The sequence below is a fragment of the Pedobacter agri genome, from assembly GCF_032678665.1.
GTDB classification, from domain to species: Bacteria; Bacteroidota; Bacteroidia; order Sphingobacteriales; family Sphingobacteriaceae; genus Pedobacter; species Pedobacter agri_A.
On sequence record NZ_JAVTSH010000007.1, the window covers coordinates 183,953 to 208,427 of the forward strand.

The following is a 24,475-nucleotide window of genomic DNA, read 5'->3' on the forward strand; positions in this document are numbered from 1 at the left end:
GTTACCAGTCAAAATATGATCACCAACCATCAGCAATTAAACAATAAACCGGTTTAAACCGTTTAACATTCATATGAAAGTTGGAATCGTATTATCAGGCGGCGGAATAAGAGGAATAGCGCACCTGGGTGTTTTAAAAGCCTTTAGCAACCTGGGCATCACTTTTAGCCAAATTAGTGGAACCAGTGCAGGCGCAATTGCCGGGGCGTTTTTTGCCGCTGGTATTGATCCCGAAGAAGGACTAAACATTTTTTTAAAAACGAAACTGTGGCGTTTTATTCGCCCGGCGGTTGGTTCTTTAGGTTTAATCAATATCGAAAATACCTCACAAATATTAAAAGAATACTTTCCTGAAGATAGCATCGAAAAACTGAAAATTCCTTTAACCATTGCTGCTGTAAACTTTAGTGAAGGCCGATTGGTTTACTTTACAAAAGGACCTTTAATTCGAGCAATCCATGCTTCGAGCTGTATTCCTGGAATTTTTAAACCCATTATGATTGATGGACAAATGTATGTTGACGGTGGAATTTTAAACAATTTTCCGGTTGAACCATTAATGGACGAATGCGATTTTATTATTGGCTCATCATGCAACCACTTAAAACCTGTTGATAAAATTACAGGAATTACAAATTTGATGGGAAGAGCAGGTATTATGTCGATTAATCATGATATGGAACGTAAAGCTAAATTTTGTAATGTGATGATTGAACCTAAAGGTTTAGGAGCCATTAGCACTTTCGATATGAAACGAGCCGAAGACATTTATTGGCTGGCGCATGAAGAGGCATTGATTACGATAAAAAATACCCCGGAAATCAGAGAGCTTATAACAAAGTAAATGGCTGCTCAATTCATCCAACAAAAAACAATGAAAACATTCTTAAATGATTTTCACCTTGTTTTCTTTCTGCTAACAATTGCTATACTGGCGCCATTCTGTATCTATTTTCTAAAAGACAATAAGGAATTAATTGCTTTTATATCAGTTTGTTTTGGTTTCGGAGCATACTATTTTTCAGTTTGGATTGCTTCAGCAGAAACAACTTTCAGCGTAGAAGGTGGTGAATTTCAAATTATGCAGTATGCTAGAAGCCTTAATATTACACGAAATTACAGCATTAATCTATCAAATATTCGGGGATTTAGCATAGATGATGTAACAAGAGGCAATAAGGCCTTATTTATCTATTTAGATAATACAGAATACTTCAAATTTTCCTTTAGAAAGGTAAAAGAATCGGAAGAAATCAAAACATATCTCGCAACGTTTATTAATCCTTTATCAATAGATACGAATCCCAATTTCAAATCATTCTTTCAGGCTTATTTATTCGCAGTTAAAAAAGTTATGATTTTTTTAGTTTTAGCGATTAGTCTCACCGTTTTTATCACTCACTATTTACCTTTTCAGGGTTACACTCTAGTCATCACTTGTTTAATTTCGAATGTTGTGATATGGATGCTGACTGTACGCAAGCCTGTTAAAAAAATGTTTTTTAGGTATGGAGCATTTTACTTTTTTTCAAATGTTTTCATCTATCTCTCCCCTCTTCTAGCCATTCTTATTTATCGAAAAGTTTTAGAAATCAAAACTGAACCACTTAAACTGTCAAAACCTCATGAATTGATTTTTAAACCCGCTCATCTTTTTTATCAGTTTGATAAAACAGTAATTAATCCAAATGAGATTCAGGCTTCTACGTATTCCGTTTCTAAAAACAGCTCAAGCAGAGATAGATTTTTTAAAGTAACGCATTATTTTGCTACGCCAGTGGCTAGTGTAGATTCTATCCGTATCAACGCAAGATATAACCTATGGTTAGTGAAAACATTCGACCAGAAAATCAGAAAGGACTTAGACCAACAATTAAAATCTAATCTAATTCAGGATTTCCACATACGCTATCGGAGCAAGTTTGACAGCCTTTTAAACAATCGCCCTGAGTTTTATGTTGGGGATTTTTATAACATGACGGCTCACCAGCTCCTGGCAGGTAATGCAAATGCTACTGTAAATAACTATATTTTGATCCCACATTGGGAAAAAATCGAAACTTACAAAAATGAACTACAGAAAGAAGTTCTTTATTTACTTATGGCCATCTTATCGCTAAATTTTCTGGGTTGTGTTTTTATCGCAATTAACAGGTAAAACTAGCTTAGTTTTACCAACCGTTCTCCATCCAAAACAGGTATAGCTTTACAAGTATTTAATTGCAGGCAAAATACTACATCTTCCTCAATATTTAATTGCGCAAGGCGATGGCTATGAGAAGATTTATGAAGATATTTTCTTAAATCATCTTTTGCTAAAGCAAATAAATCTTCGGCAGCTACGCTTGAATCATCAAAATGTTCGAAGTTTTTACGGAGTTTGTTAACTACCGCCCCAGCAAACAAAGTATCTTCAAGATTAAACTGATCTTTCCAGCCAGCACAAAGTAACAGCACATTTTTATCTTGAGAAGCCAAATAATCGCATAGTGAATCTAAATTCAAAAACGAACCAATTACAACCTGATAAGCACGCTTATTAGCCAGGTGCAAAGCTTTGGTTCCATTTGTTGTAGTTAGTACAACTGTTTTGCCTGCAACCTTCTCAGCCGTATAAGAAAATGGAGAATTTCCAAAATCATAACCCTCAACCACTTCGCCATTACGCTCGGCGGCCAGAAGGAAACCCTTATCGCTATAGTTTAAGCAATCTTCAACGTTAGCAACAGGAATAATGGCTTCAGCACCATTTTCTATGCCATATGTAATGGATGAGGTTGCCCTTAAAATATCAATAACCACCACAATACTTTGTTCGATATCATATAAATCGATCAATGCAGGCGTTAAACAAACTTCTATTTTTTTCGACACAAAAAAAAGGTTAAAGGTTAAAGGTTAAAGGTTAAAGGCTTAAGCAATATCCCTAAACCCTATACTTTAAATCCTTAACCTTATTTATAAAATGGAAACTTAACTACTTTGGCCTTAATTGGTGTATTGCGAATTAAAATATAAATTTCAGTTCCTTCTTTCGCGAAATCTTTTGCAACATAACCCATACCAATTGCTTTCTGTAATGACGGCGCCTGTGTTCCGGAAGTTACTTTACCAATAATGTTTCCCTCTGCATCAGCAATTTCATAATCATGACGTGGGATACCACGATCAATCATCTCAAAACCAACCAATTTCTTTTGAATCCCAGCTTCCTTTTGAGCCTGTAATGCCTCAGAATTGGTAAATGTTTTAGAGAATTTTGTAATCCAGCCTAAGCCAGCTTCAATTGGCGAAGTGCTATCATCGATATCGTTTCCATACAAACAGAAACCCATTTCCAAACGTAAAGTATCACGGGCGCCTAAACCAATTGGTTTAATGTTGTAAGCAGCACCCGCTTCGAAAATAGCATTCCAAATTTTATCGGCGTGTTCATTTTCAAAATAAATTTCAAAACCTCCGGCTCCGGTGTAACCTGTTGCCGAAATGACTACATTATCAACTCCTGCAAAAGTACCTTTAACAAAGGTGTAATATTCCATTGAAGCCAGATTTACATCTGTTAAACTTTGTAAAGCATCTGCAGCTTTAGGCCCCTGGATAGCCAGAAGAGATGTTTTATCGGAAATGTTATGCATTTCCACATCTTTATCATTAAACTGTTGAATCCAGTTCCAGTCTTTCTCAATGTTTGAGGCATTCACAACCAGCATGTAGCTTTTTTCATCAATGCGATAAACCAAAAGATCATCTACAATACCGCCATCCTTGTTTGGCAAACATGAATATTGCACTTTACCATCGTACAGTTTAGCAGCATCGTTACTGGTTACACGTTGAATTAAATCTAAAGCATTTTCGCCTTTTAAAATAAACTCACCCATGTGGCTCACATCAAAAACACCTACGCCAGTGCGAACATTTGCGTGTTCTGCGTTAATACCTTCATAAGTTACAGGCATATTGTATCCTGCAAATGGAACCATTTTAGCGCCTAAAGCGATGTGTTTTTCTGTTAAAGCGGTATTTTTCATGCTTAATATTTAGTTGCGCAAAAGTAGTAAGAAAACATCAATGTTTTAGCGTAAAATTTAGTCCATTTTTTGTAGGATTTGGAAACGAAAGCAAGAATATGATCGGATTTTCAGCCCTGCTTTGCACTTTACTTCACCCAATAAAAACTATTGGGTTTCGTGTTCGTTTCAATCAGGTTTATTAAACAAAAAACACTGCTTAGCACCTAAATTGCTAAAAAACCTAACAAGTTATTATATTCGTTTAACGGATTGGATAACATAACGAAGACCAATACCTAAACTAACCAAATAACCTCAAACAAAATGACAACTGCAATTTTAAAAACCACTCCAGATGCCGAGATTGTAACAACCAGAATTTTCAATGCGTCACAAGAACTAGTTTATAAAGCCTGGACAGACCCTGTTCATTTACAAAAGTGGTGGGGGCCAAACGGATTTACAAACACTTTTAATGAGTTCGATTTTAAAGTAGGTGGCAAATGGAGTTTTATCATGCATGGCCCGGAGAAAGGCAATTATCCTAACGAATGCGAATTTATCAAAATAGAAAAGCCATCTCTTGTAGCATGGAAAAGGCACTCGAAACCCCATTTTCAGGTACTTGCTACCTTTCATGAAATATCAGCTAACGAAACGAAAGTTATTTTTAAAATGCTTTTTAATTCTCCGGAAGAGTGTAGCAAGCTCAAGCCCTTTGTGGTAGATAAAAATGAAGAAAACTTTGATCGGCTTGAGATGGAGCTCGCTAAAATGAAATTGATATAAGCCAGAATGACCAGCAAAAGATTTTTTAGGCCATAAAACTGAGCGTATTGGCACTAAGCACTTACCAACCCCTCATAAATCTTAAGCATTTTGCCAGCAATCAGCTTTATCCCGTGGTCGTTCTCTACCGTTTTCCTGGCATTCTCCCCTATTTCCATCCAGCGTTTAGGGTTGATGATACACTGTAAGATATACCGGTAAAACTCGTCGGCAGAATCGGCAATCAAAATATCATGACCATGACGGCAATTAATCCCTTCTGCAGCGGTAGTAGTAGCAATAATGCACTTTTTCATGGCCATGCCCTCAATAATTTTAACCCGCATGCCTGTTCCGGAAATCAAAGGCACAATCATTATGGCTTTTGAATTCATAAATTCGATCGCATCAAAAACTTCGCCCTCTACAATTAAGTTATCAGAATCATACTCAAAAAAATGCTTTTGCATGTTTTTGCCTGCAATATAAAATCGCAGATCCTTATTTAATTTTTCGATATCCGGCCAGATATCATCAAGAAACCACTCTAATCCTTCCTGATTGGGCCGCCAGTCCATTGCCCCTAAATGAAAAAGTGTTGGAAAACTCGTTTTTGTTTTATCGATTTTATACTTTTCTAAGTCGATGGCCACCGGAAAAACGCTCATAGGCACTTCGCATCCAAAACGTAAAATACTCTGCCTATCAGGTTCGCTAATGGCAAATATCTGATGGAAACGATTAATTTGATCAGTTTCGTAAGCTTTTAATCGTTGGGCCAGGAATGCAAGATATTTCCTCCTGATCAAAAAACTCTCAGAGTGAGAGAGGCGTTCCCACATGGTAAATTCAATGTTATGCGCCCTGTATATCAGCTTTGCGTTACTATTTGCCTTCACTACATCCAGGTAGGGCACCACAAACAATCCCTCAAACTGGATCACATCAAATGAATTTTCGCGTAATACACTCTCCAATTGCTGAGCGGCTTCATCACTGTAATACCTCGAAACGTTATAAGATTGGTTAGTGAAGATATTGAAGAAAGCCGACCACACATTTACTTCGGTATCTAAATCGAATGTATGAAACTTAATCTGCTCAAAAATTGGATCGTTAAGGTCTTCAATATCGATATTCCCCTTCATTGGGTTGAGACTAAACAAAGTGATGTCTGCACCAAGCTGTAGCAAACCTTTCATGGTATTATAAACCACAATTGGATAACCACTATTTGGTGGAAAGGGAATCCGCTTAGTTATGAGCAAAATTTTCACAATGTTGTGAAAATACGAAAATTAGACTGCTTTTGAAAACAACTCGAGTTGCGGATCGCTAACATTAAAAGTTTTTCTGTGAAAAGGAGACAGCCCGATTTCCATTACGGCCCGGCGATGTGCAATGGTAGGATAACCTTTGTTCGAAAGCCAGTTATAATGCGGGAAATCAGCATGCAGATTGCTCATATATTCATCGCGATGGGTTTTTGCCAGAATGGAAGCCGCAGCTATGTTCAGGTATTTACCATCACCTTTAATGATGCAGCTGTGTGGAATTTCAGGATAGGCTTTAAATCGGTTGCCATCAATAACCAGGTATTGAGGCTGACATTGTAATTTTTCTATCGCCCGGTGCATCGCCAAAAAAGATGCATTTAAAATATTAATGCGATCTATTTCTTCATGGTCGCAGGATGCAACTGCCCAGGCCAAGGCTTCTTTTTCAATTATAGGGCGGAGTAAACTGCGCTGGTCGTGGCTAAGTTGCTTTGAATCATTTAAGCCCTCCAACACAAAATCTTTAGGTAAAATTACTGCAGCCGCAAATACAGGCCCAGCCAAACAACCCCTTCCGGCTTCATCACAACCCGCCTCTAAAAATTCTTCTTGATAACAATTCAACAACATCATGCAAATTTAAAGAATAACGGCCAAATTTTGTGAATCGGATATTAATGCATTAAATTAGTTTTAAACAATGATGTGATGCCATACAATGAAATGCTCGCAAATCGCGTTGCAGATAAATTAATGCACTTGCCAGATGTAGAAGAAAAAGAAATGTTTGGTGGATTGGTATTTATGGTTGACCAAAAAATGTGCATTGGGGTGATGAGGGATAAAATGATGCTTAGGCTCGCTCCGGAAAGCCTGGTAACTTTAGAAAATATTGATGGCTGGGAGCCGATGGTGATGAGTAACACTGTAATGAAAGGTTATATCTTAGTTTCGCAAGATGTACTAAACAGGAAGGAAGATTTAGATTTTTGGATCAATTTGGCTTTAGCATTTAATCCACTCGCTAAGGCTTCGAAGAAAAAGAAAAAATAGCTGCATACAGGTTTTTAGTTAAATTCATTTAAATAGTTAAAACATCAAAACGCCTCTCTTTATATTACTGGTTTTTCTACTGATGTGCAGTACTGTGCAAGGCCAAACCTTTGCTAAACGTAATACGTTCAATACAGATCATGGTTTAGCCAGTAACCACATTTACGATATTGTAGAGGATAATAAAGGCTTCCTTTGGGTAAGTACAGATAACGGCATTTCGAGATTTGACGGCAAATATTTCCAAAATTTTTCTGTTCGCCAGGGTCTGCCATCAAATGAAGTATTGCAGGTTTTAAAAGATAAAAATGGCACCATTTGGATTAACTGTTTTAAACAAAACCCAGCTTATTTTGATGATTTAACTAACCGGTTTATTGCTGTAAAAAACAACGCAGAATTAAATGAAATTTCAAAGTCGCTTCTGCGATTAACGCTAACAACCAATGGCAATGTAAGGTTTTCAGGCAGAAATAAGGCGCTTATTTATCAAAACAACAAAACGATTGTGCCGATCGCGAATCTAAGTGAAGACCTGGCTATTGAAAATAAAAAACTATCATTAAAAAGCAGTCTGAACATAAATCAAAAAAAAACCATTCGGCATAAGTTCCTGCTTTATCATAATAAACAGAATATCGATAGCCTAATTTTAAATTCTGCTACCAGCATAGACAAGCAAATCATGCTGGATAATCAATTATATCTCTTTTCAAATAAAAATTTAGGATATAAAATTGCCTTTTGGGGCATCAAGCCGCTCAGCTATCAGATTGATAGCATTCACTTTCGTACTGATCACACCTTGCAAAAATTTTCTAATGGCAAACTAACCATCATCAGTCAAGATGGGATGGTTTCGATATTCAACAAGGATAATTTAAGGCAATTGTACCAGGTAAATGTGGGCAGGGCAACCAATTGTGCGTACATAGATCGTTTTGATAACTTATGGATTGGCACACTAGATAAAGGGCTGGTGTTTTACAGCAAAAACAAAATAAAAACCATTCAAACCAATGAAAATTTCATCAACAACAATTTTTTAAGTATTGCAGTAAATAATACTGGGGAACTCGCTGCTGGAAACTATGATGGAGAAATTTTACAGTTGAAAAATAAGCTGATTACAAAAAAAACAGTTAAAAACCCAAATAGAACTACATGGATAAGAAAAATTATTTACACACAAAATAATATCATCGCCCTGCACGACATTGGCTATACGATCAATTTTGGGCCAACCCGAAATATCCTAGCAGGAAATGGATCATTTGCTTACGCAAAATCTGCTGCTCTGATGAATGACACCCTGATGGTTATCGGCAGCAATTCAGGACTAATTAAACTGAACACAAAAAGTTTTGAAACAAAAATGGTTCGAAACAGTGCCCCCGAAATAACATTAAGTCTGGTAAAAGCAAATCAATTTATATACTACATAGGCCAAAAGGGCTTATATAAATACAGCTTAGTATCTGATTCTGCTAAACTTATTTCACTCGGAAAAACCTGGAGTTCGGAGAAGTTGAAAAATTTAGCCTATGCTCAGAACAATATGCTTTGGGCAAGTACGGCGAGTGGTAAATTGTTGCTGTTACACGAGGATAAAATCGTGAGCTGCATCAATGAAAATACCGGAATTCCTGAAAATATTAGTTGCATAGCAACCCAAAACAACAGCATCTGGCTAGGGTCCAAATCAGGAATTTCGATTATTGATTATAAATTCAAAAATGGAAAATTAACATACACGATTTGTAATGTTTCCAAAAATGATGGATTGCCTTCAAATACGGTCAACGATTTTTCGATATACAAAGATACCATGTACGCAGCTACAGAAAACGGTATCGCAAAAATCCCTTTAAATTATAAAAACTCAGCTTTTGATATCAAGCCAGAAATTACGGGCATAAAAATTAATAATAAGGTAGTGGAGGTAGCGAAAACTTATCAATTAAATAGTGATGAAAATAATATTGCAATGCAATTTGCCGGTGTGGAATTGAGCGGACATTTTAAAAACATCCAATACGCAATCAATGATCAATCACATTGGAATGATTTAGACGGCAACACATTAAATATCCAGCTGAATAATGGAAGTAACGATATTTACATTAGAGCAAGAGATGTGAACAATAGAGTCAGTAAAAATAGCATTCAAATTAATTTCTTCATCAAAACCCCGTTTTATAAAGCCATTTGGTTTTGGGCATTTATCACAATTTGTATATCATCCCTAATATTCTGGGTTTTTAGCAGACGGAAGCTTGCCAAACAACAAATTAAGTTTAATCAACAGCTTGCTTTAGAACAGCAAAGAAGCACCATAACTGCCGATTTACATGATGATATTGGTGCAACATTAAGTAGCTTACAGTTAAATAGCGCCGTTGCCAACCGTTTAATCCATAAAGACATCAAACAGACTCAAAAAATTCTTGATAAAATCGAAAATCAATCCAAAAGTTTATCGGATAAAATTGGCGATATTATTTGGAGCATGAAGCCGGGAAAGGATGAATTTATGACCATTGGGAGCCGTATAAAAAATTTCGCCAATGATATTTTAGGCGCCACTAACATTCATTACCACATACAAATCGACCCAACCCTAAACACCAAATTAACAGATATAAATACCCGAAAAAATATTGTTTTCATCACTAAAGAAGCCATAAACAACATTGCCAAATATAGTCAATCAAGCCATGCGGTTGTTAACATTGAAATCATCAATAATCGCATTTACCTAAAAATTAGTGATAACGGAATTGGTTTCGATCCTTTCAGCACCTTGGGTAATGGGCTCTCGAATATGAAAAAGAGAACAACGGAACTAAATGGGATTTTCCATCTCGAATCTTCTAAAGAAAATGGCTCCATCATTTCAGTAATGATTCCACTTGTCCCTTAATTTAATTACAAGGCAATATTATAATTGTGCTTAAATTTATGACTATGAGCATCCGCATTTTTATTTATGATGATAGCGCTGAACGCCGAGATAGCTTGAAGGCCTTATTCAGTTTAAACGACGCATTAAAAGTTGTAGGCGAGGCTGCAAATTGCAAAAGTGCCATTGAGGATATCGATAGCACATATCCTGATTTAGTGTTAATGGATATTAATATGCCCGAAGTAGATGGATTGGCGGGTTTAAAAATGATTAAAAACAAATATCCCAACGTTAAGGTGCTCATGCAAACGGCGTACGATGACAGTGAAAAAATTTTTACAAGTATAAAAAATGGCGCAAGCGGATATATTTTAAAAAACGATAAACCGCAGCGCATTTTACAAGCCATTGATGAAGTAATTGAAGGCGGTGCAGCCATGAATCCAGCCATTGCGCAAAAAGTATTGGATTATTTCAAACCCACTGCTAAAAAATCGCCGCTAAGTCCTAAAGAAACCGAAGTTCTATCGCTACTGGCAGAGGGCTTAAGTTATAAAATGGTGGCAGATAAACTGGGTGTTAGTTATACGACTGTAAACACGCATACCAAACGCATCTACGAAAAGCTGCATATTTCTTCTCTGGGCGAAGCCATTGCTTATTACTATAAAAACCTTCGCTAAAATCACGCTTAATATTTCCTGTAGCGCAAATAGCTTCAACAAACGAAGCCATTTCCGTTTTTTACTTATACGCTTCTCTTGTAATACCTCATCGTTGTAGGGCACCGCTGCACCCCTGCCTGCGGCAGGCAGGAGGGGATAAAAATCAAAACCTGTTTTTCATTTTAAAAGCTGCATAGCATCATAATCCTGCTCCCTATATCTAGGGATTTTTGCAAGCTTTCTATTTACAGAAATTAGCTATACACAATCAATTAGCTCAAATTTCGAAATTAACCTTAAACCAAAAGTTATGAAACAATTATTTACATTATTGATTTGCTTGTTTTACATCACTATACAAGCACAGCAACAAAAACCGGTAATTAGAGGTGGCTATGGAAAAACGGAGTTATCTCTGGGCGCTGGTATGACGTTACCAAGCTCGGCCATGAAAAACAACACCAACATTGGCAACCTTAAAAATTTAAACCTTGGCGTTTATGTACCAATATTAAACTATGGCGGCGCAACTGGCGGTGTCATCAGCTTAGGCTTTAATGCCGGTGGCGAATATTTCACAGGAAATAGAGATTATGACCTTAGCAATTACAAACCTTTTAACATTACCGGGCAAACGGGCACCCCTCCTATTATAGCAAAAGGAGCTGGCAGCCCTAAACAGGCTGGTTTTAAAACCGAAGGTGGTGCACAAGCTAATTTTAGTTTTGGTTCTTATACCATCTCACCTATTTTAAACGTTGCTTACATTAACCTAAAACAGAAAACATTTACGGTGAGGCAAAGCACTCCGGTAAATGGCCAAAACTATGAGCATACGTTATATAACCAGGCAGAAAGTAAAAACTCTGGCGTTGCAGTTGTAGCAAAGTTAACGCATCGGTATAGGTTTGGTAAAGACTGGAGATTTAGCATCTTTGCAGAAGCAAATTATCTGTTTGGACCTTCAGCTACTACAGCATCTACTTATTTTACACCAGAAGGTGCAGTAAATGCACAAGGCAGTTACAACCTAAACCAAATGAATTTTGGTACGCAAACTAGCCAAACTAAAAGTACTAAATTTAATACTTTTGGGGTTAATGCTGGCATAGGTATTGCCTTAGGTAAAAATAGCGAAAGCAAAACTATCAGACGCAGGGTAGAAGTTTTAAAAAGTAACAAAACTGGAGACCCGAATGCATCAGTAACGCAATCGCAAGATGGCAAACTTACCAAAGCTGATGCAGGTAAAACAAACGCAGAAGTACAAAAAACCTCATCACAAAATTGTAATTGTCCAGCGGTAAACAACTATGCTGTTGAGTACCCAAGTACTGGAAATAATCAAACAGGTAACGTGTCTTATAATTTTAGTATTCCACTATCAGACCTTAATAATGGAAAAAATATTCACTTTTACTTTCCTAATAGCCCATTTAGAGAAGGCAATTGCTACGGACAATATAAAGCTGTCGTTAATGGAATAGTAACAAATACTTATACCTCTGGCGGTACAACGGTAAATCAGCATATCCAAATTCCAACATCGAGTTTAGTACCAGGAACAAATACGATAACAGTACAAGCTGTTCTCAATGGTTCACCTAATGGAGCAACGACTTGCAATTTGACGACCACGACAATTAATGTTGTTAATCCACAACAGAGCACCGCAACAATTACTTTAACCCCAGAATGTTGCGTCGTATATACAGGACCACAACACACGGCAAAATATACTGGGCAGGTAAGATACAAAATGACAGGAATCGCAAGTCCTGGAACTAAAATTAAAATAATCCCTGCATCTGGCCCATCTGTTGTTATTCCATTTGTAGTTGCAACTGGAATTGGAGATGGTTATACCAATTGTTTCACAGGAAGTGTGTCTGTTGTTGTTTTAAACGCACTCGGAAATGTAATGACCAATGCAACAGTTAATGGACAAGCATGGTCGGGAACGCACCATTACAAATACATCAAATCGTTAAAAACCTGCGCAGTTTTAGAAAAACAAAACATACCAAAATCTACAAAAGATATTAAACAGCTTTAGGCTAAACATACAAATTGTTTTTAAAATTAATGCTCCAACAACGCCGCCTTCACTTTTTGTTAGCGGCGTTGTTTTGCTAAACGCTTACATTTTGCCCTTTTACATCAAAAGCATCGCGTAAGCCAATGGCTAAAACATTAAAAGCATAAACAGTTAACATGATAGCCAAACCTGGTAAAACGGCTAAATAAGCTGCATCCATAATGATGTAGCCGTAATGTTCCTTAATCATACTCCCCCAGCTTGCCATGGGTGGTTGCGCACCAAACCCAAGAAAACTCAGGCCAGTTTCTAATAAAATAGCTGATGCGAAATTAGAGGAAGCGACTACTAAAATTGGCCCGGCTATATTGGGTAAAATGTGTTTAATAATGGTTCTGGAAGTGCTAAACCCCAGTGCCCTTGCTGCCTCCACAAATTCAACTTCCTTTAACGCCATTACTTGTCCGCGTACCAAACGGGCCACATCAACCCAGGTAGATAAGCCCACTGCAATAAAAATTTGCCAGAAACCCTTACCTAAAGCGAAGGAAATCGCAATAACCAATAACAATGATGGCAATGACCAAACTACGTTCATGAACCAGCTGATTGCGGCATCGATTCTGCCACCAAAGTAACCCGCAATGGCGCCCAAACTCACCCCGATAAATAATGAGATTAAAACGGCCATTAAGCCTACCGAAAGAGAAACGCGAATTCCTAAAATCATCCGGCTTAATAAATCACGACCATAAATATCAGTTCCCAACCAATATGTTTTTTCGTAAACATTATACATTTCGAACAAGGTAGCCGGTGTTCCTAATTTAGAATAGGGTGTACACCTCGGACAAATTTCATTTAATTTATATTTAGTTTCCGGAGCTTTTTCTTCATCGCCGATATAAGGAGTAACGAAAACATAATTATTTACAATTCTGTAGGATGTAATTGGAATACTTGTGACATTTGATTTTTGTCCGCTCAACATGCGATCAAAAAAGCCAACTGTTTTAATATTTGGATTTTTATTCAGGATAACGAACTTGAAAGTACTGCCCGGTTTTTTCTTATTGAGTGGCAAAACCTGGGTATTGGCGTTTGGGCTGTCATCGGGGGTGATCAGATAACCCAAAATTCCCATCAATACCAATAGCAAAATAAAAATAAGACCACTAAAAGCGAGTTTGTTTCGCTTAAATTTTAACCATACTTTTTTCGAAGGACTAGTATCCATTACCTGACCATCCTGCCTTTCCAGTTATATTTCCCACTGTTTCCGGCAATGCCGATGTAAACGATATAGAGTATATGTAGCACATTTAAAGCAGGGATTAAGACCAATAACCTGCGCCTTTTTGCGAAGCCGGTCACATCCCATAAAAATAATGTTTCTAAAATCATTTTAACCAATAATTGATAAAATGTTACCGATAAAAAGCCGGGGATGAACAAACCTGTCACAAAATTGGTAATGATACTCAAATTAAATGTCCAAACAAAAACGCCTAGAACAATAATCGCTTTATTTTTATACCGGGTGCTTTTTGAAGCCCAACGCTTACGTTGCTGAATAAATGAGCGCAGGTTTTCTTTAGCGTGAGTATAAACAATGGCATCTCTGTTTTTTAAGAAACCTATTTTACCTGGATATTTTGCTGCGATTTTATGCAGCAGAAGTTCATCATCGCCAGATGCCAGATCATCAATACCCTGAAAACCACCAACCTCGTAAAAAGTACTTTTTTCATACGCTAGGTTCGCACCGTTGCAAGTAGAAGGTTGTTTATTACCTATAGTGGAAGCGCCCAGACCTATTAAGTATAAAAACTCCAACGACTGCAACCGCTCAAATAAACTTTTCTCCTCGAAATAAGCCACAGGCGAAGAAATCATTTTGTATCCTTTATCTTGATAAAAGCCGACCACAGATGATAGCCATTTCGCTCCCATTTTGCAATCAGCATCGGTAGTTACAATCAAATCGCTTGAACAAGAACCAATGGCAGTTTGTATGGCTTTCTTTTTATAAGAATTCAATGCCCGATCTTCGTTAAGCTTAATGAGTTTTACACCCCTATCGGCATAAGATGCAACAATTTCAGCGGTCCGGTCTGTTGAATGATCATCAATAAAAATAATTTCTGTTAAATGTTTCGGGTAATCCTGGTTAACCAAATCATCAATTGTCCTCCTGATGTTAAGTTCCTCATCACGGGCGGCAACAATTACCGAAACCTTTGTTGCAGGTTCATTTCGGCTAACATTAACCTGCTTTAAGTTGTGCCATCCTTTAATAAAGGTGAGTACCAGTAAACCATAAACCAGGGTTAGAGCGGCAGATAGAAGACTAATTAGTTTTAGGAGTTCCAAAAAAATTGAGTTTAAAAACGAAATAAGTGCCTAAGATAGCAGGAATAATAATATTTATCAGCCAAATGCTTGCCGTACATGCAATAACGGCCACATGCTGATCGGTAACATGTTTAAATAATTCCACCGCGGTTACACTCCTAATGCCTACATCAAATAGATCCAGCGATGGCAGTGCAGACTGGATGAGGAACAGCAAACAGGTCATCATCACAATATCAAGATATTGTAAGCCAGGGATAAGCCAAACAAACAAAATAAAGTACTGTGAACTAAATACCGCATATCTTGCCAAGCAAAACAGTATGATTTTAAAAAGTTCAGCTTTGCGGTAACGGCCCAAAATACTATAGAACTTTTTGTATTTACGGGTGAATTTGAAAGATAAAAGAATGCCGTTTAACCATCGAATATTAAAAAAGAAGACAATAAAAAACAGGCAGAAAGCAAGTGCTAGCATTGCCACGGCTAAAAAAACCAAATTATCAATCGGCACAAATCGATAAATGAAAAAACATGCCGCTACAGCACCGAATACATTTGTTAAAACCAACTGACCGATGTTGCCAACCGTCATGGCCACAACACCTACAATTCTACGTTTGGGAGAAAGAAAGAAAACCCTGCCGCCATATTCACCTAACCTATTTGGAGTGAAAATAGCAAGCGTTAACCCACAAAAAACAGATTCAATAGCCCGGTAAAAACTAATGGACTCAATCTGCCGCATCAGTCTTTTCCACTTAGCTGCTTCCAGAAACCAGTTTACAAACATTAGCAAAACCACAAATCCGATGATACTAAAAATTTCAAGCTGAGAAATTCCTTTCAACAGCGAACCGAAGTTTTCGAGATTTTCGTTTGCGACTAGCTTATGGTAAATAAACCAGAAGGCAAATACAACGATTGCGGCTTTTATAAGGACGGATAATATTTTTTTATTCTTGCCTGTCAAGATTATCTTTTTAGTTTGCAAATATGCTTAATATTGCTGTAATGTTGAATGAAAAAAAGGAACGGATAATTATGGGCATCGACCCCGGTACAGCGGTGATGGGTTATGGCGTAATTTTAGAGAAGGGAAATAAAACAGAACTGATTAGTTTAGGTGTAGTTAAGATGACTCACCTTGATGATCCGTTTTTAAAACTGCAACGTATTTTTGAAAAAACGGTAGTTTTAATTGATCAATACAAGCCTGATGTTTTGGCCATCGAAGCACCATTTTACGGCAAAAACATCCAGGTACTTTTAAAGTTAGGCAGAGCGCAAGGCATTGCTATTGCAGCGGCACTCTCCAGAAATATTTCGGTAACTGAATATTCGCCTAGAAAAATCAAACAATCTATTACAGGAAACGGAAATGCCACTAAAGAGCAAGTGGCGGCCATGTTACAACGTTTATTAAACTTTAAGGAAACGCCAGAATTTCTAGATGCTACTGACGGTTTAGCTGTTGCAGTTTGCCACTCCTTTCAAAAAATAACTTCCGGCGGAAAATCAAAAACCTATTCGGGTTGGGAATCATTTGTAAGCGATAACAAAACCAAAGTAAAAGGTTTGGCTGTAAAAGCGAAGAAATAGAATAGTTTCGGTCGGTGAGACACCGACGCATAATTTGATTTAAATTTTAAAGTCTGACTTAATAAAATCGTCATTGCGAGGTACGAAGCAATCTCTTAAAAAAGATGGCTTTGTGCCTCGCAATGAAGTAAGACAAAACTTAAACTTTCCTGCTATTGGTCGGTGCCCCCACCGACCAACTGATTTGCAATACTGCAATCTTTGAAACAAATTATCCGGTTAAGGTCTATTATTGTGCTTGCGCTCGTTTCTAACGAGTGCATGAATAGTGTTTCGATTAAATCGTATAACCGATCTATCTCACGCTGGTTAAAAACGAGCCTGAACAGAACAAATGAAACACTATTGCCTGCTATCCATCAAATGCTTTGTTGCCATTTCCATAGCTATTTTGTTCTTCCTCACAAAATACCTGATGATGAAAAACAGGCCCAGCCCCACTAGAAACACCATCCAAAGATTTGCCAGCGCAAGAATAATTTCTTTAAAAATTGTCCAGCCGTTTACAATATTAAGCCAAAGCCTGTTTGCAAATCCCGGGCGGTAATCATACAAATTATCATTAGCTACAGTCATGGTGCTTACGGTATTATCCTGATAGAAGTTGAGTGTAATCGTACTAAACTTTACCCGATCATCAATCTGCATGTTCGCAATTTTTTTATCGATATAATCATCCTTAATGAATAACGACGATTCTACATTCGCACTTTTTTTCGTCGCCACTTTATTAATTTTTTCGATCGCTTCAACCCTGTTTTGTGCTTTCAACTTGTTTGCCAAATAAACAATGCTTTGATCGTCCATTTTCATTGCCGCACTGTTTACAAACACTGCCATTTTAGAAATGGTATTGGTAAACTCATCCAGTTTTTCTGACGGCACTTTTGCAACCAGAAATCCTTCTGTTCGGTAAGAGGTAATTTCTTTCAGCGAATCGGTTGATTGTTTAACCTTTTCGGTTTCCTGTATCGAACTTTCGATAGAAAATTCGGCCACTGCGCCACCTTCTGCCTTAATGGTTTTGCTCAGTTGTTCTTTGGTTTGCTGCACATCTTTTACGCGAAAGCGCATGTCGGCAGTTTTAATGATTTTTTCGGGAGCTAACGTATCTAGCGGAACAGTATCGGCCATTTCGGCTTTACTCGAACTGGCATATTCTTTTTTTTCGCTGTTGCAGCCAAAAATGGTTACCACAATGGCAATAGCAATGATATTCCTTTTCATGATTCAGTGGTTCTAATAAATTAATCATTTAAAATATTTGCTTCAAATGGCCATTTGAATGAGCGCTTTGGTTAGTTTATTTCGCTCTGTTTTCCCTTTATACAGAAAACGGATTTAGGTAACCCAAGTGAGTTAGCAGTTGGCATTCAGGAGTTATCTTTTACAATTAGCAGTTCGAAGATTAAAAACAGTATTTTGAAAAGCAATTGCAGTGGTTGGTAGGTAAAAGCAGTCCCACCATACATTTCAATCTTTTAAAAAAATCCTGTCATGCTGAGGTACGAAGCATCTGCAACCGATGAAACAGATGCTTCGTACCTCAGCATGACAACATATTTATGTTTGTGCTATTTTAAAAGTATTTCCATTGCTGTCGGGTTTAAAATAGTAGGTATACCACTGCCAGCTAAACCTGACAGAAACGAACATCCCGAATTTCTCGGGATAAAGTGGATGGCAGGACTTTCGCAACCAATGAAAAACAGAACCTGCTTTTCTAAAAAAAATTGAATACAAAAAAGCCGATGATATTGGCGTATCATCGGCTTCTGTATTTAGAGAGAAAGTATTTTATGCATCTAAAATTTTGAATACACCTTTAATGCTGATGATGGCACCAATAAAAAGGATGATCCATGAAACCAATGATAACACCCATGAATCGAACGCGAAACGAGCGTATGTACCCACCATGCAAATCAATACACCAAAAATCATTAATTTATAAATTCCTGGCTGGTTAGCCGTTTTCATACTTTCTGTATTGTGTTTTAATTCGCTGTTCTCCATAATGTTTATTTTTATGATGCAGCAAAAGTAATACTTATTGCTGAATATTTATAAATGTTTAGTAACTTTTTAATCGTTCTAAACGCTGTTTTGCTTTATCTTTATCTGTAAGTTTTTCGCCCTGATATAATGGTTTTTCCCAATCGCCATACATAGGGTTTGGCAGTACAATAAATTTCACCCCGAAAAGGTTTTGATTTTTATTTACCTGATCGAAAGTATTCTTTTCCTCCCGATAAAAAATGTTGCTAAAATCGCTCAAATTGTCGCCACAAAGCATTAAAATATTATGGCTTTCGGCAATTTTTTGTCTGCGGGGCTCTTTGTTAGAAGTACCTTTCGAAACCAATAAGTGGGCATCGTTAGCGTAGGGAAAGCCAAAAGCCTGCAGGTTTTTTAAGGTAGCTGCATAATCTTTTTCATCGCGATTGCTGAGGTAAAAAGTTTCGATATTTTTTGAAGCAGCAAATTTCAAAAAAGCCAATGCACCAGGAACGGTGTCAGCCTTCGATAAGTTTGTCCATTCTGTCCAATCTACAGGGTGATAACTCAAACCTTTTTTGATCTCATGGCCCTGAAAAGGAGAGTTATCTAAAACGGTTTCATCAATATCAACGATAATACAATTTGGTTTTTTACTGGTATCGGCCCATAACGCTTCCTTTAATGATAAGCGGGCAAAATTATAAGCCTGAAAACACAAAGCTCTGTATTCGCCAGATGTTTGTTGCCAAAGCACTGCGTTGGTATAATCTCTGGCCGGTGATTGTGCAATGGCCAAAAATGGAGCGGCGAGTAATATAATGAAGATATATTTTTTCATGTTCTGGAATTATGCTACAAAGATATTAAGTCCTTTTTTCGGCAGTACATTTATTTGCATTTAATTAAGCTCGTTATCAACTTTTTAACATTAGGTCACAAAAAAATTAGCTTTGTTACTGTCCAGCCGCTATTCAACCCGTAGTATTTTATTATTTTTAAGCACACACAAATAAAATCTCTTATATGAAAACCAAAAAGTTACTAGGGCTTGCTATAGCCCTAATGTGCCTTGCTGCCTGCAAGAAGGAAAATCCAATCATTGAGCCAACCGAACCCCCTCCTGTTGAAAAACCCGATCCTTTCGAATTGCTTAGAGATTCTGTTTCATACGTTCTTGATGGAAAATCAATGGTGCAAACGGAAAGCTTAGGCCGGGGTTTGATCAACGCGAAAACGAACGTAAAGTTAGATTCATTGGTTAAACAAAAGGAATATATTTCCGGCGATCAAGACTCCGTTATGTTTGGCAGATTTTTTAGATTTACCGATGGAAACAGAAATGGGATAACCCTATCATTCGTAAAAAAGTACAACAAAAATCAAGCAATGCCTGCAAGCAACCAAACTTCGATGTTTATGCCCTTGAATAAGCTCGATTTATTTAGCATTGGGGAACGTAAATTTGCCCTGGATTTTAGTAGAAACAACTCACAAAATGGTGTTGTTTTCGAACTATCTGGCGAAAACTATGGCCTGCAAACCAATGGTTATTCCAGTTTGGTGTACCATGCTTTATTAAAGCCCGAACTGCAAAACCAATCTAAATTTGAAATTACAAACCTGCAAAAACTAAAATCAGGCAAATATTTGCTAGAAGCGAAATTCAATGCATCAGTCTACCGGGGTGATGGCACCAATGTCAAAAAGATTGAAAATGGTTATATGAGGGTGAAAATTAATCCTGATAGCATTTATTTTTAAGAAAAAGAAAAGCCCATTTCAATTAAGAAATGGGCTTTAACATTTTTCAAGAAACTCAAGAGTCCTGACTCAAGACTCCAGACTTATATTATCCGTTCAATGCTGCTGCACCACTTACAATCTCGGTCAACTCAGTTGTAATTGCTGCCTGACGAGCCTGGTTGTATGAAAGTTTTAAAGCTTTCAATAATTCACCGGCGTTTTCAGTTGCTTTATCCATTGATGTCATACGTGCGCCATGCTCTGATGCGTGAGAATCTAACACCGCTTTGTATAACTGAATTTTAATTGATTTAGGAATTAATTGCTCAACAATTTCTTCCTGTGAAGGCTCAAGGATGTAATCTACATTCGCTGCTTTTTTATCAGCTTTTGTTTGTACAGCTTCTTCAACCTTTGGCAACGGCAACAACTGCTCAGTAGTAATGTACTGAACGGCTGCATTTCTAAAGCGGTTATAAACTACTTCAACTTTATCAAACTCGCCTTTAAGAAAGCCAGCCATAATTGCATCGGTAATTTTGGTTACATTTTCGAAAGTTAAGGCCGAAAACACTTCATTATTGTTTCCAATAACGTTGTACTTGCGTTTTTCGTAAAAATCCTGCGTTTTTTTACCAATAGAAATAATGCTCACGTTACCGTTTTTCAACTGTTCGCTATATTTCTCGGCAATTAAATTGTTGGCCGCTTTAATTACGTTCATGTTAAAAGCACCAGCCAAACCGCGGTTTGATGATACGGTTACAATTAAAACCTTATTAGGTTCACGCTCTTGAATAAAAGGCGATGAAGAACCTTCTAAACTTGCCGATAGATTTCCTAAAATCTCTTTCAGTTTAGTTGCATAAGGGCGTAAAGCGATAATTGCATTGGTAGCACGTTTCAACTTAGCAGCCGAAACCATTTTCATAGCCTTGGTAATCTGTTGGGTTGATTGTACCGATGCAATCCGGTTTCTTACTTCTTTTAAATTAGCCATTCTTTATTTGGTTGCGAGTTATGAGTTACATGTTACGAGCTTTAGACCTGTAACATTTAACTCGTAACCCATAACTATTTTAGTATTTACTTGAAATCTCTTTTGCTACTGTATCTAAAACACCAGTAATGCCATCATCAAACTTACCAGCTTTTAATGCTGCTAATGTTTCTGGGTGACGCATTTCCAATTGAGTTAAGAATTCAGTTTCAAATTCTTTAACCTTGTTAACTGGAACATTACGCATTAAGTTTTTAGTACCAGCGTAAACAATTGCAACTTGTTTCTCTACAGAGAATGGAGAGAATTGCGCTTGTTTCAACATTTCTACGTTACGTGCACCTTTATCTAAAACCGATTTTGTTGCAGCATCTAAGTCAGATCCGAATTTAGAGAAAGCCTCTAACTCGCGGTATTGAGCCTGATCTAATTTTAGCGTACCCGCTACTTTTTTCATCGATTTAATTTGAGCATTACCACCCACACGTGATACCGAAATACCTACGTTAATAGCCGGACGAATACCAGAGTTAAATAAGTTAGACTCTAAGAAAATCTGACCATCAGTAATTGAAATTACGTTGGTTGGAATATATGCAGAAACGTCACCAGCTTGTGTTTCGATAATCGGTAAAGCTGTTAATGAACCACCACCTTTAACGATATGTTTAATCGATTCTGGTAAATCATTCATGTCTTTCGCGATGTCATCATTTGCGTTGATCTTCGCAGCTCTTTCTAACAAACGACTGTGTAAGTAGAACACGTCACCTGGATAAGCCTCACGGCCCGGTGGACGACGAAGTAATAACGATACCTCACGGTAAGCCACAGCTTGTTTAGATAAATCATCATAAACAATTAAAGCTGGTCTACCTGTATCACGGAAAAACTCACCAATTGCAGCACCAGCAAACGGAGCATAAAACTGCATTGGAGCAGGGTCTGCAGCCGAAGCAGCAACAACAACTGTATATGGTAAAGCGCCGTTTTCCTCTAGTGTACGTACAATGTTCGCAACGGTAGAGTTTTTCTGACCAATAGCTACATAAATACAGAACACAGGTTGGCCTGCTTCATAAAATTCTTTTTGATTGATAATGGTATCGATACAAACTGCTGTTTTACCGATCTGACGATCGCCAATAACCAACTCACGCTGACCACGACCAATTGGAATCATCGCATCAATTGCTTTAATACCAGTTTGTAAAGGCTCGTTTACCGGCTGACGATAAATTACACCTGGTGCTTTACGCTCTAAAGGCATTTCGTAAGTTTCACCTAAAATCGGACCTTTACCATCTAAAGGCTCTCCTAAAGTGTTTACTACGCGGCCAAGCATACCTTCACCAACTTTAATAGAGGCAATTTTTTTGGTACGTTTAATTGTATCGCCTTCTTTAATTTCGTCAGAAGCACCCAAAAGTACCACACCAACGTTATCTTCTTCAAGGTTTAATACAATGCCTTGCAGGCCGTTTGCAAATTCAACCAACTCACCCGATTGAACTTTAGTTAAACCGTAAACACGGGCAATACCGTCGCCCACTTGCAACACGGTACCAACTTCTTCCAGTTCGGTTTCTGATTTGAAGCCCGCCAATTGCTGTCTGATAATTGCCGATACTTCGTCTGGTCTTACCTCTACCATAATTTTAATTATATCTTTTTGTAAATGTATAGTGCTTGGCGCATGGCGCTTGGCGTTTTTCGGCCATACGTTTAGCGCAATATTATTTGTGTTCGGCTCCTTGCGTTTGGCACTTTATCGCTACACGCTTATCGCCTAGCGCTTACTGCGCAAATTCTTTTTTAAGTTTATTTAATCCGCTGGCAATACTTGCATCAAATTGCTTGTCGCCAACCTTTAAAATAAAGCCACCAATTAGTTTCTCGTCAATCTTTTCGTTAACGATAACTTCTTTAGCGCCTAATTCTTTTTTAACAGTTTCAATAATCTGTGCTTTAGCTTCTGCACTTAAAGTTGTTGCCGAAGTTACATCAGCAGTTACAATTCCTTTAATCTCGTTGTATTGTTTGATAAACTGTTTTGCAGTAGCAAACAAAATTGCCGAACGGCCTTTATTTACCACAATTTTGAAAAAAGTAAGCGATAACTTACCTACTTTATCTGCAAAAATTCCATTTAAAATGCCTACTTTTTTATCTAAAGGCACAATTGGGTTTTTTAATATTGCTTCTAGCTCAGGAGTTTCGTCAACTACTTTTTCAAACAAAACCATATCATTGTACGATTCAGCTAAACCGTTGTTTTCAACAGCTAAGTCGATTAATGATTTGGCGTATCTGCCGGCAACTTTAATTTCTGACATATTTTTTGAGTTGAAAGTTGAAAGTTAAAAGTTGAAAGCTGAAAGTCGAAGCTGAAAATTGAATATCACATCGTTCAATTTAAACTTTAAACTCTAAACCCTAAACCTTCTACTTTAAACTTTATACTTTAAAACTTAATTTAATTCAACGTCTTTTAACAAATTAGCCACTAAAGCTTCTTGTTTTGTTTTATCATCTAACTGCGTACGCAATACACGTTCAGCAATTTCTAATGATAAAGTAGAAACCTGACCTTTAACTTCAGCTAAAGCAACTTTCTTTTGATTTTCGATTTCGATTTTAGCTTTCTCAATCAATTTAGCACCTTCAACCTGAGCTTGTTTTTTAGCTTCATTTAAGATACTGTCTTTTAAAGTTTTTGCTTCCTTTAAAATCTCGTCACGTTCAGCACGTGCCTGTTGCATCAAATCTTGGTTCTGACTGGTTAAACGAGCCATTTCTTGTTTAGCTAACTCTGCTTTGTTCAAAGCATCATCGATACTTTGCTCACGCTCATGGATAGCTTTCATAATTGGTTTCCAGGCAAACTTACCTAACAAAAACAATAACAATAAAAAAGCTATGCTATTCCAAACTAACAAGCCAATTTCAGGAACTAATAAATCCATCTTATATATTTAATATTCTTATTTTCAACTAATCATTTAAACAAGAACCTTAACGGCAATCCCGAAAAGGTTCTTGTATTAATTCT

General features: G+C 37.3%; 23 protein-coding genes. 9 read left to right on the forward strand and 14 right to left on the reverse strand.

The genetic code is table 11. From position 1 onward, the window contains the following. Window positions 1-73: 73 nt before the first annotated feature. On the forward strand, window positions 74-844 hold the full coding sequence (locus R2Q70_RS15640) for a patatin-like phospholipase family protein (RefSeq protein WP_316808494.1): 771 nt from the start codon (window positions 74-76) through the stop codon (window positions 842-844). Window positions 845-874: 30 nt separating this feature from the next. Beyond that, entirely contained in the window at window positions 875-2,158 is a 1,284-nt protein-coding gene (locus tag R2Q70_RS15645; protein ID WP_316808495.1) for a hypothetical protein, read from the forward strand. A gap of 2 nt (window positions 2,159-2,160) precedes the next feature. Here R2Q70_RS15645 and R2Q70_RS15650 read toward each other — a convergent pair whose 3' ends face one another. Then, window positions 2,161-2,874, reverse strand: a complete 714-nt coding sequence (locus R2Q70_RS15650) for a 2-phosphosulfolactate phosphatase (RefSeq protein ID WP_316808496.1) — start codon at window positions 2,872-2,874, stop codon at window positions 2,161-2,163. 80 nt (window positions 2,875-2,954) lie between these two features. Beyond that, window positions 2,955-4,034, reverse strand: a complete 1,080-nt coding sequence (gene gcvT / locus R2Q70_RS15655) for a glycine cleavage system aminomethyltransferase GcvT (protein WP_316808497.1) — start codon at window positions 4,032-4,034, stop codon at window positions 2,955-2,957. 306 nt (window positions 4,035-4,340) lie between these two features. Between gcvT and R2Q70_RS15660 the strand changes: the two genes are divergently transcribed. Next, window positions 4,341-4,805 (forward strand): SRPBCC family protein, encoded by a 465-nt coding sequence (locus tag R2Q70_RS15660; protein WP_316808498.1) that lies wholly within the window; start codon window positions 4,341-4,343, stop codon window positions 4,803-4,805. A 53-nt stretch (window positions 4,806-4,858) separates the two neighbouring features. Here the strand turns inward: R2Q70_RS15660 and R2Q70_RS15665 are convergent, their stop codons facing one another. Together R2Q70_RS15665 and R2Q70_RS15670 are read right to left on the reverse strand one after the other, a co-directional pair. Continuing rightward, complete coding sequence (locus tag R2Q70_RS15665; protein ID WP_316808499.1) at window positions 4,859-6,061, reverse strand: glycosyltransferase family 4 protein; 1,203 nt, start codon at window positions 6,059-6,061, stop codon at window positions 4,859-4,861. Window positions 6,062-6,082: 21 nt separating this feature from the next. Beyond that, window positions 6,083-6,691, reverse strand: a complete 609-nt coding sequence (locus R2Q70_RS15670; protein WP_316808629.1) for a ribonuclease HII — start codon at window positions 6,689-6,691, stop codon at window positions 6,083-6,085. 78 nt (window positions 6,692-6,769) lie between these two features. Between R2Q70_RS15670 and R2Q70_RS15675 the strand changes: the two genes are divergently transcribed. The 4 genes from R2Q70_RS15675 to R2Q70_RS15690 all read left to right on the forward strand — a co-directional run bounded on the left by R2Q70_RS15675 (window position 6,770) and on the right by R2Q70_RS15690 (window position 12,740). Then, a complete protein-coding gene (locus R2Q70_RS15675) occupies window positions 6,770-7,114 on the forward strand; it encodes a TfoX/Sxy family protein (RefSeq protein ID WP_316808500.1) in 345 nt (114 codons plus the stop codon). Between the two features lie 82 nt (window positions 7,115-7,196). After that, the gene (locus tag R2Q70_RS15680; protein WP_316808501.1) at window positions 7,197-10,037 is read left to right on the forward strand and encodes a two-component regulator propeller domain-containing protein; all 2,841 of its coding nucleotides are present in this window, start codon (window positions 7,197-7,199) and stop codon (window positions 10,035-10,037) included. 44 nt (window positions 10,038-10,081) lie between these two features. Further along, complete coding sequence (locus tag R2Q70_RS15685) at window positions 10,082-10,702, forward strand: response regulator transcription factor (protein ID WP_316808502.1); 621 nt, start codon at window positions 10,082-10,084, stop codon at window positions 10,700-10,702. Between the two features lie 292 nt (window positions 10,703-10,994). Continuing rightward, complete coding sequence (locus tag R2Q70_RS15690; protein WP_316808503.1) at window positions 10,995-12,740, forward strand: hypothetical protein; 1,746 nt, start codon at window positions 10,995-10,997, stop codon at window positions 12,738-12,740. Window positions 12,741-12,816: 76 nt separating this feature from the next. Here R2Q70_RS15690 and R2Q70_RS15695 read toward each other — a convergent pair whose 3' ends face one another. From R2Q70_RS15695 to R2Q70_RS15705, 3 genes are read right to left on the reverse strand one after another with little or no spacing between them, the layout of a single operon-like run. After that, a complete protein-coding gene (locus tag R2Q70_RS15695) occupies window positions 12,817-13,959 on the reverse strand; it encodes an ABC transporter permease (protein ID WP_316808504.1) in 1,143 nt (380 codons plus the stop codon). Beyond that, entirely contained in the window at window positions 13,959-15,095 is a 1,137-nt protein-coding gene (locus R2Q70_RS15700; protein ID WP_316808505.1) for a glycosyltransferase family 2 protein, read from the reverse strand. The genes R2Q70_RS15695 and R2Q70_RS15700 overlap by 1 nt, the downstream gene beginning before the upstream one ends. After that, window positions 15,073-16,050: a lysylphosphatidylglycerol synthase domain-containing protein gene (locus R2Q70_RS15705; RefSeq protein ID WP_316808506.1), complete on the reverse strand. Its 978-nt coding sequence runs from the start codon at window positions 16,048-16,050 to the stop codon at window positions 15,073-15,075. The genes R2Q70_RS15700 and R2Q70_RS15705 overlap by 23 nt, the downstream gene beginning before the upstream one ends. Before the next feature lie 41 nt (window positions 16,051-16,091). Here R2Q70_RS15705 and ruvC point away from each other — a divergent pair, with 41 nt between their 5' ends. Further along, window positions 16,092-16,679: a crossover junction endodeoxyribonuclease RuvC gene (gene ruvC / locus R2Q70_RS15710; RefSeq protein WP_316808630.1), complete on the forward strand. Its 588-nt coding sequence runs from the start codon at window positions 16,092-16,094 to the stop codon at window positions 16,677-16,679. 342 nt (window positions 16,680-17,021) lie between these two features. On the opposite strand, the gene R2Q70_RS15715 is transcribed toward ruvC, so the two are convergent. From R2Q70_RS15715 to R2Q70_RS15725, 3 genes are all read right to left on the reverse strand, one after another. Further along, on the reverse strand, window positions 17,022-17,906 hold the full coding sequence (locus R2Q70_RS15715; RefSeq protein ID WP_316808507.1) for a DUF4349 domain-containing protein: 885 nt from the start codon (window positions 17,904-17,906) through the stop codon (window positions 17,022-17,024). A gap of 570 nt (window positions 17,907-18,476) precedes the next feature. Further along, window positions 18,477-18,695: a hypothetical protein gene (locus tag R2Q70_RS15720; protein WP_056850995.1), complete on the reverse strand. Its 219-nt coding sequence runs from the start codon at window positions 18,693-18,695 to the stop codon at window positions 18,477-18,479. Window positions 18,696-18,753: 58 nt separating this feature from the next. Continuing rightward, window positions 18,754-19,518, reverse strand: a complete 765-nt coding sequence (locus R2Q70_RS15725; protein ID WP_316808508.1) for a 5'-nucleotidase, lipoprotein e(P4) family — start codon at window positions 19,516-19,518, stop codon at window positions 18,754-18,756. A gap of 185 nt (window positions 19,519-19,703) precedes the next feature. On the opposite strand from R2Q70_RS15725, the gene R2Q70_RS15730 reads away from it, so the two are divergent. Then, window positions 19,704-20,441: a hypothetical protein gene (locus R2Q70_RS15730; protein WP_316808509.1), complete on the forward strand. Its 738-nt coding sequence runs from the start codon at window positions 19,704-19,706 to the stop codon at window positions 20,439-20,441. An 88-nt stretch (window positions 20,442-20,529) separates the two neighbouring features. On the opposite strand, the gene atpG is transcribed toward R2Q70_RS15730, so the two are convergent. The 4 genes from atpG to R2Q70_RS15750 form a co-directional block, all read right to left on the reverse strand. Next, window positions 20,530-21,423, reverse strand: coding sequence for an ATP synthase F1 subunit gamma (atpG, locus tag R2Q70_RS15735; RefSeq protein WP_316808510.1), 894 nt, complete (start codon window positions 21,421-21,423; stop codon window positions 20,530-20,532). A gap of 79 nt (window positions 21,424-21,502) precedes the next feature. Further along, the gene (gene atpA / locus R2Q70_RS15740; RefSeq protein WP_010601526.1) at window positions 21,503-23,077 is read right to left on the reverse strand and encodes a F0F1 ATP synthase subunit alpha; all 1,575 of its coding nucleotides are present in this window, start codon (window positions 23,075-23,077) and stop codon (window positions 21,503-21,505) included. 142 nt (window positions 23,078-23,219) lie between these two features. Continuing rightward, the gene (atpH, locus tag R2Q70_RS15745; RefSeq protein ID WP_316808511.1) at window positions 23,220-23,759 is read right to left on the reverse strand and encodes an ATP synthase F1 subunit delta; all 540 of its coding nucleotides are present in this window, start codon (window positions 23,757-23,759) and stop codon (window positions 23,220-23,222) included. A 135-nt stretch (window positions 23,760-23,894) separates the two neighbouring features. Beyond that, complete coding sequence (locus R2Q70_RS15750; protein ID WP_010601524.1) at window positions 23,895-24,389, reverse strand: F0F1 ATP synthase subunit B; 495 nt, start codon at window positions 24,387-24,389, stop codon at window positions 23,895-23,897. Window positions 24,390-24,475 lie beyond the last annotated feature (86 nt).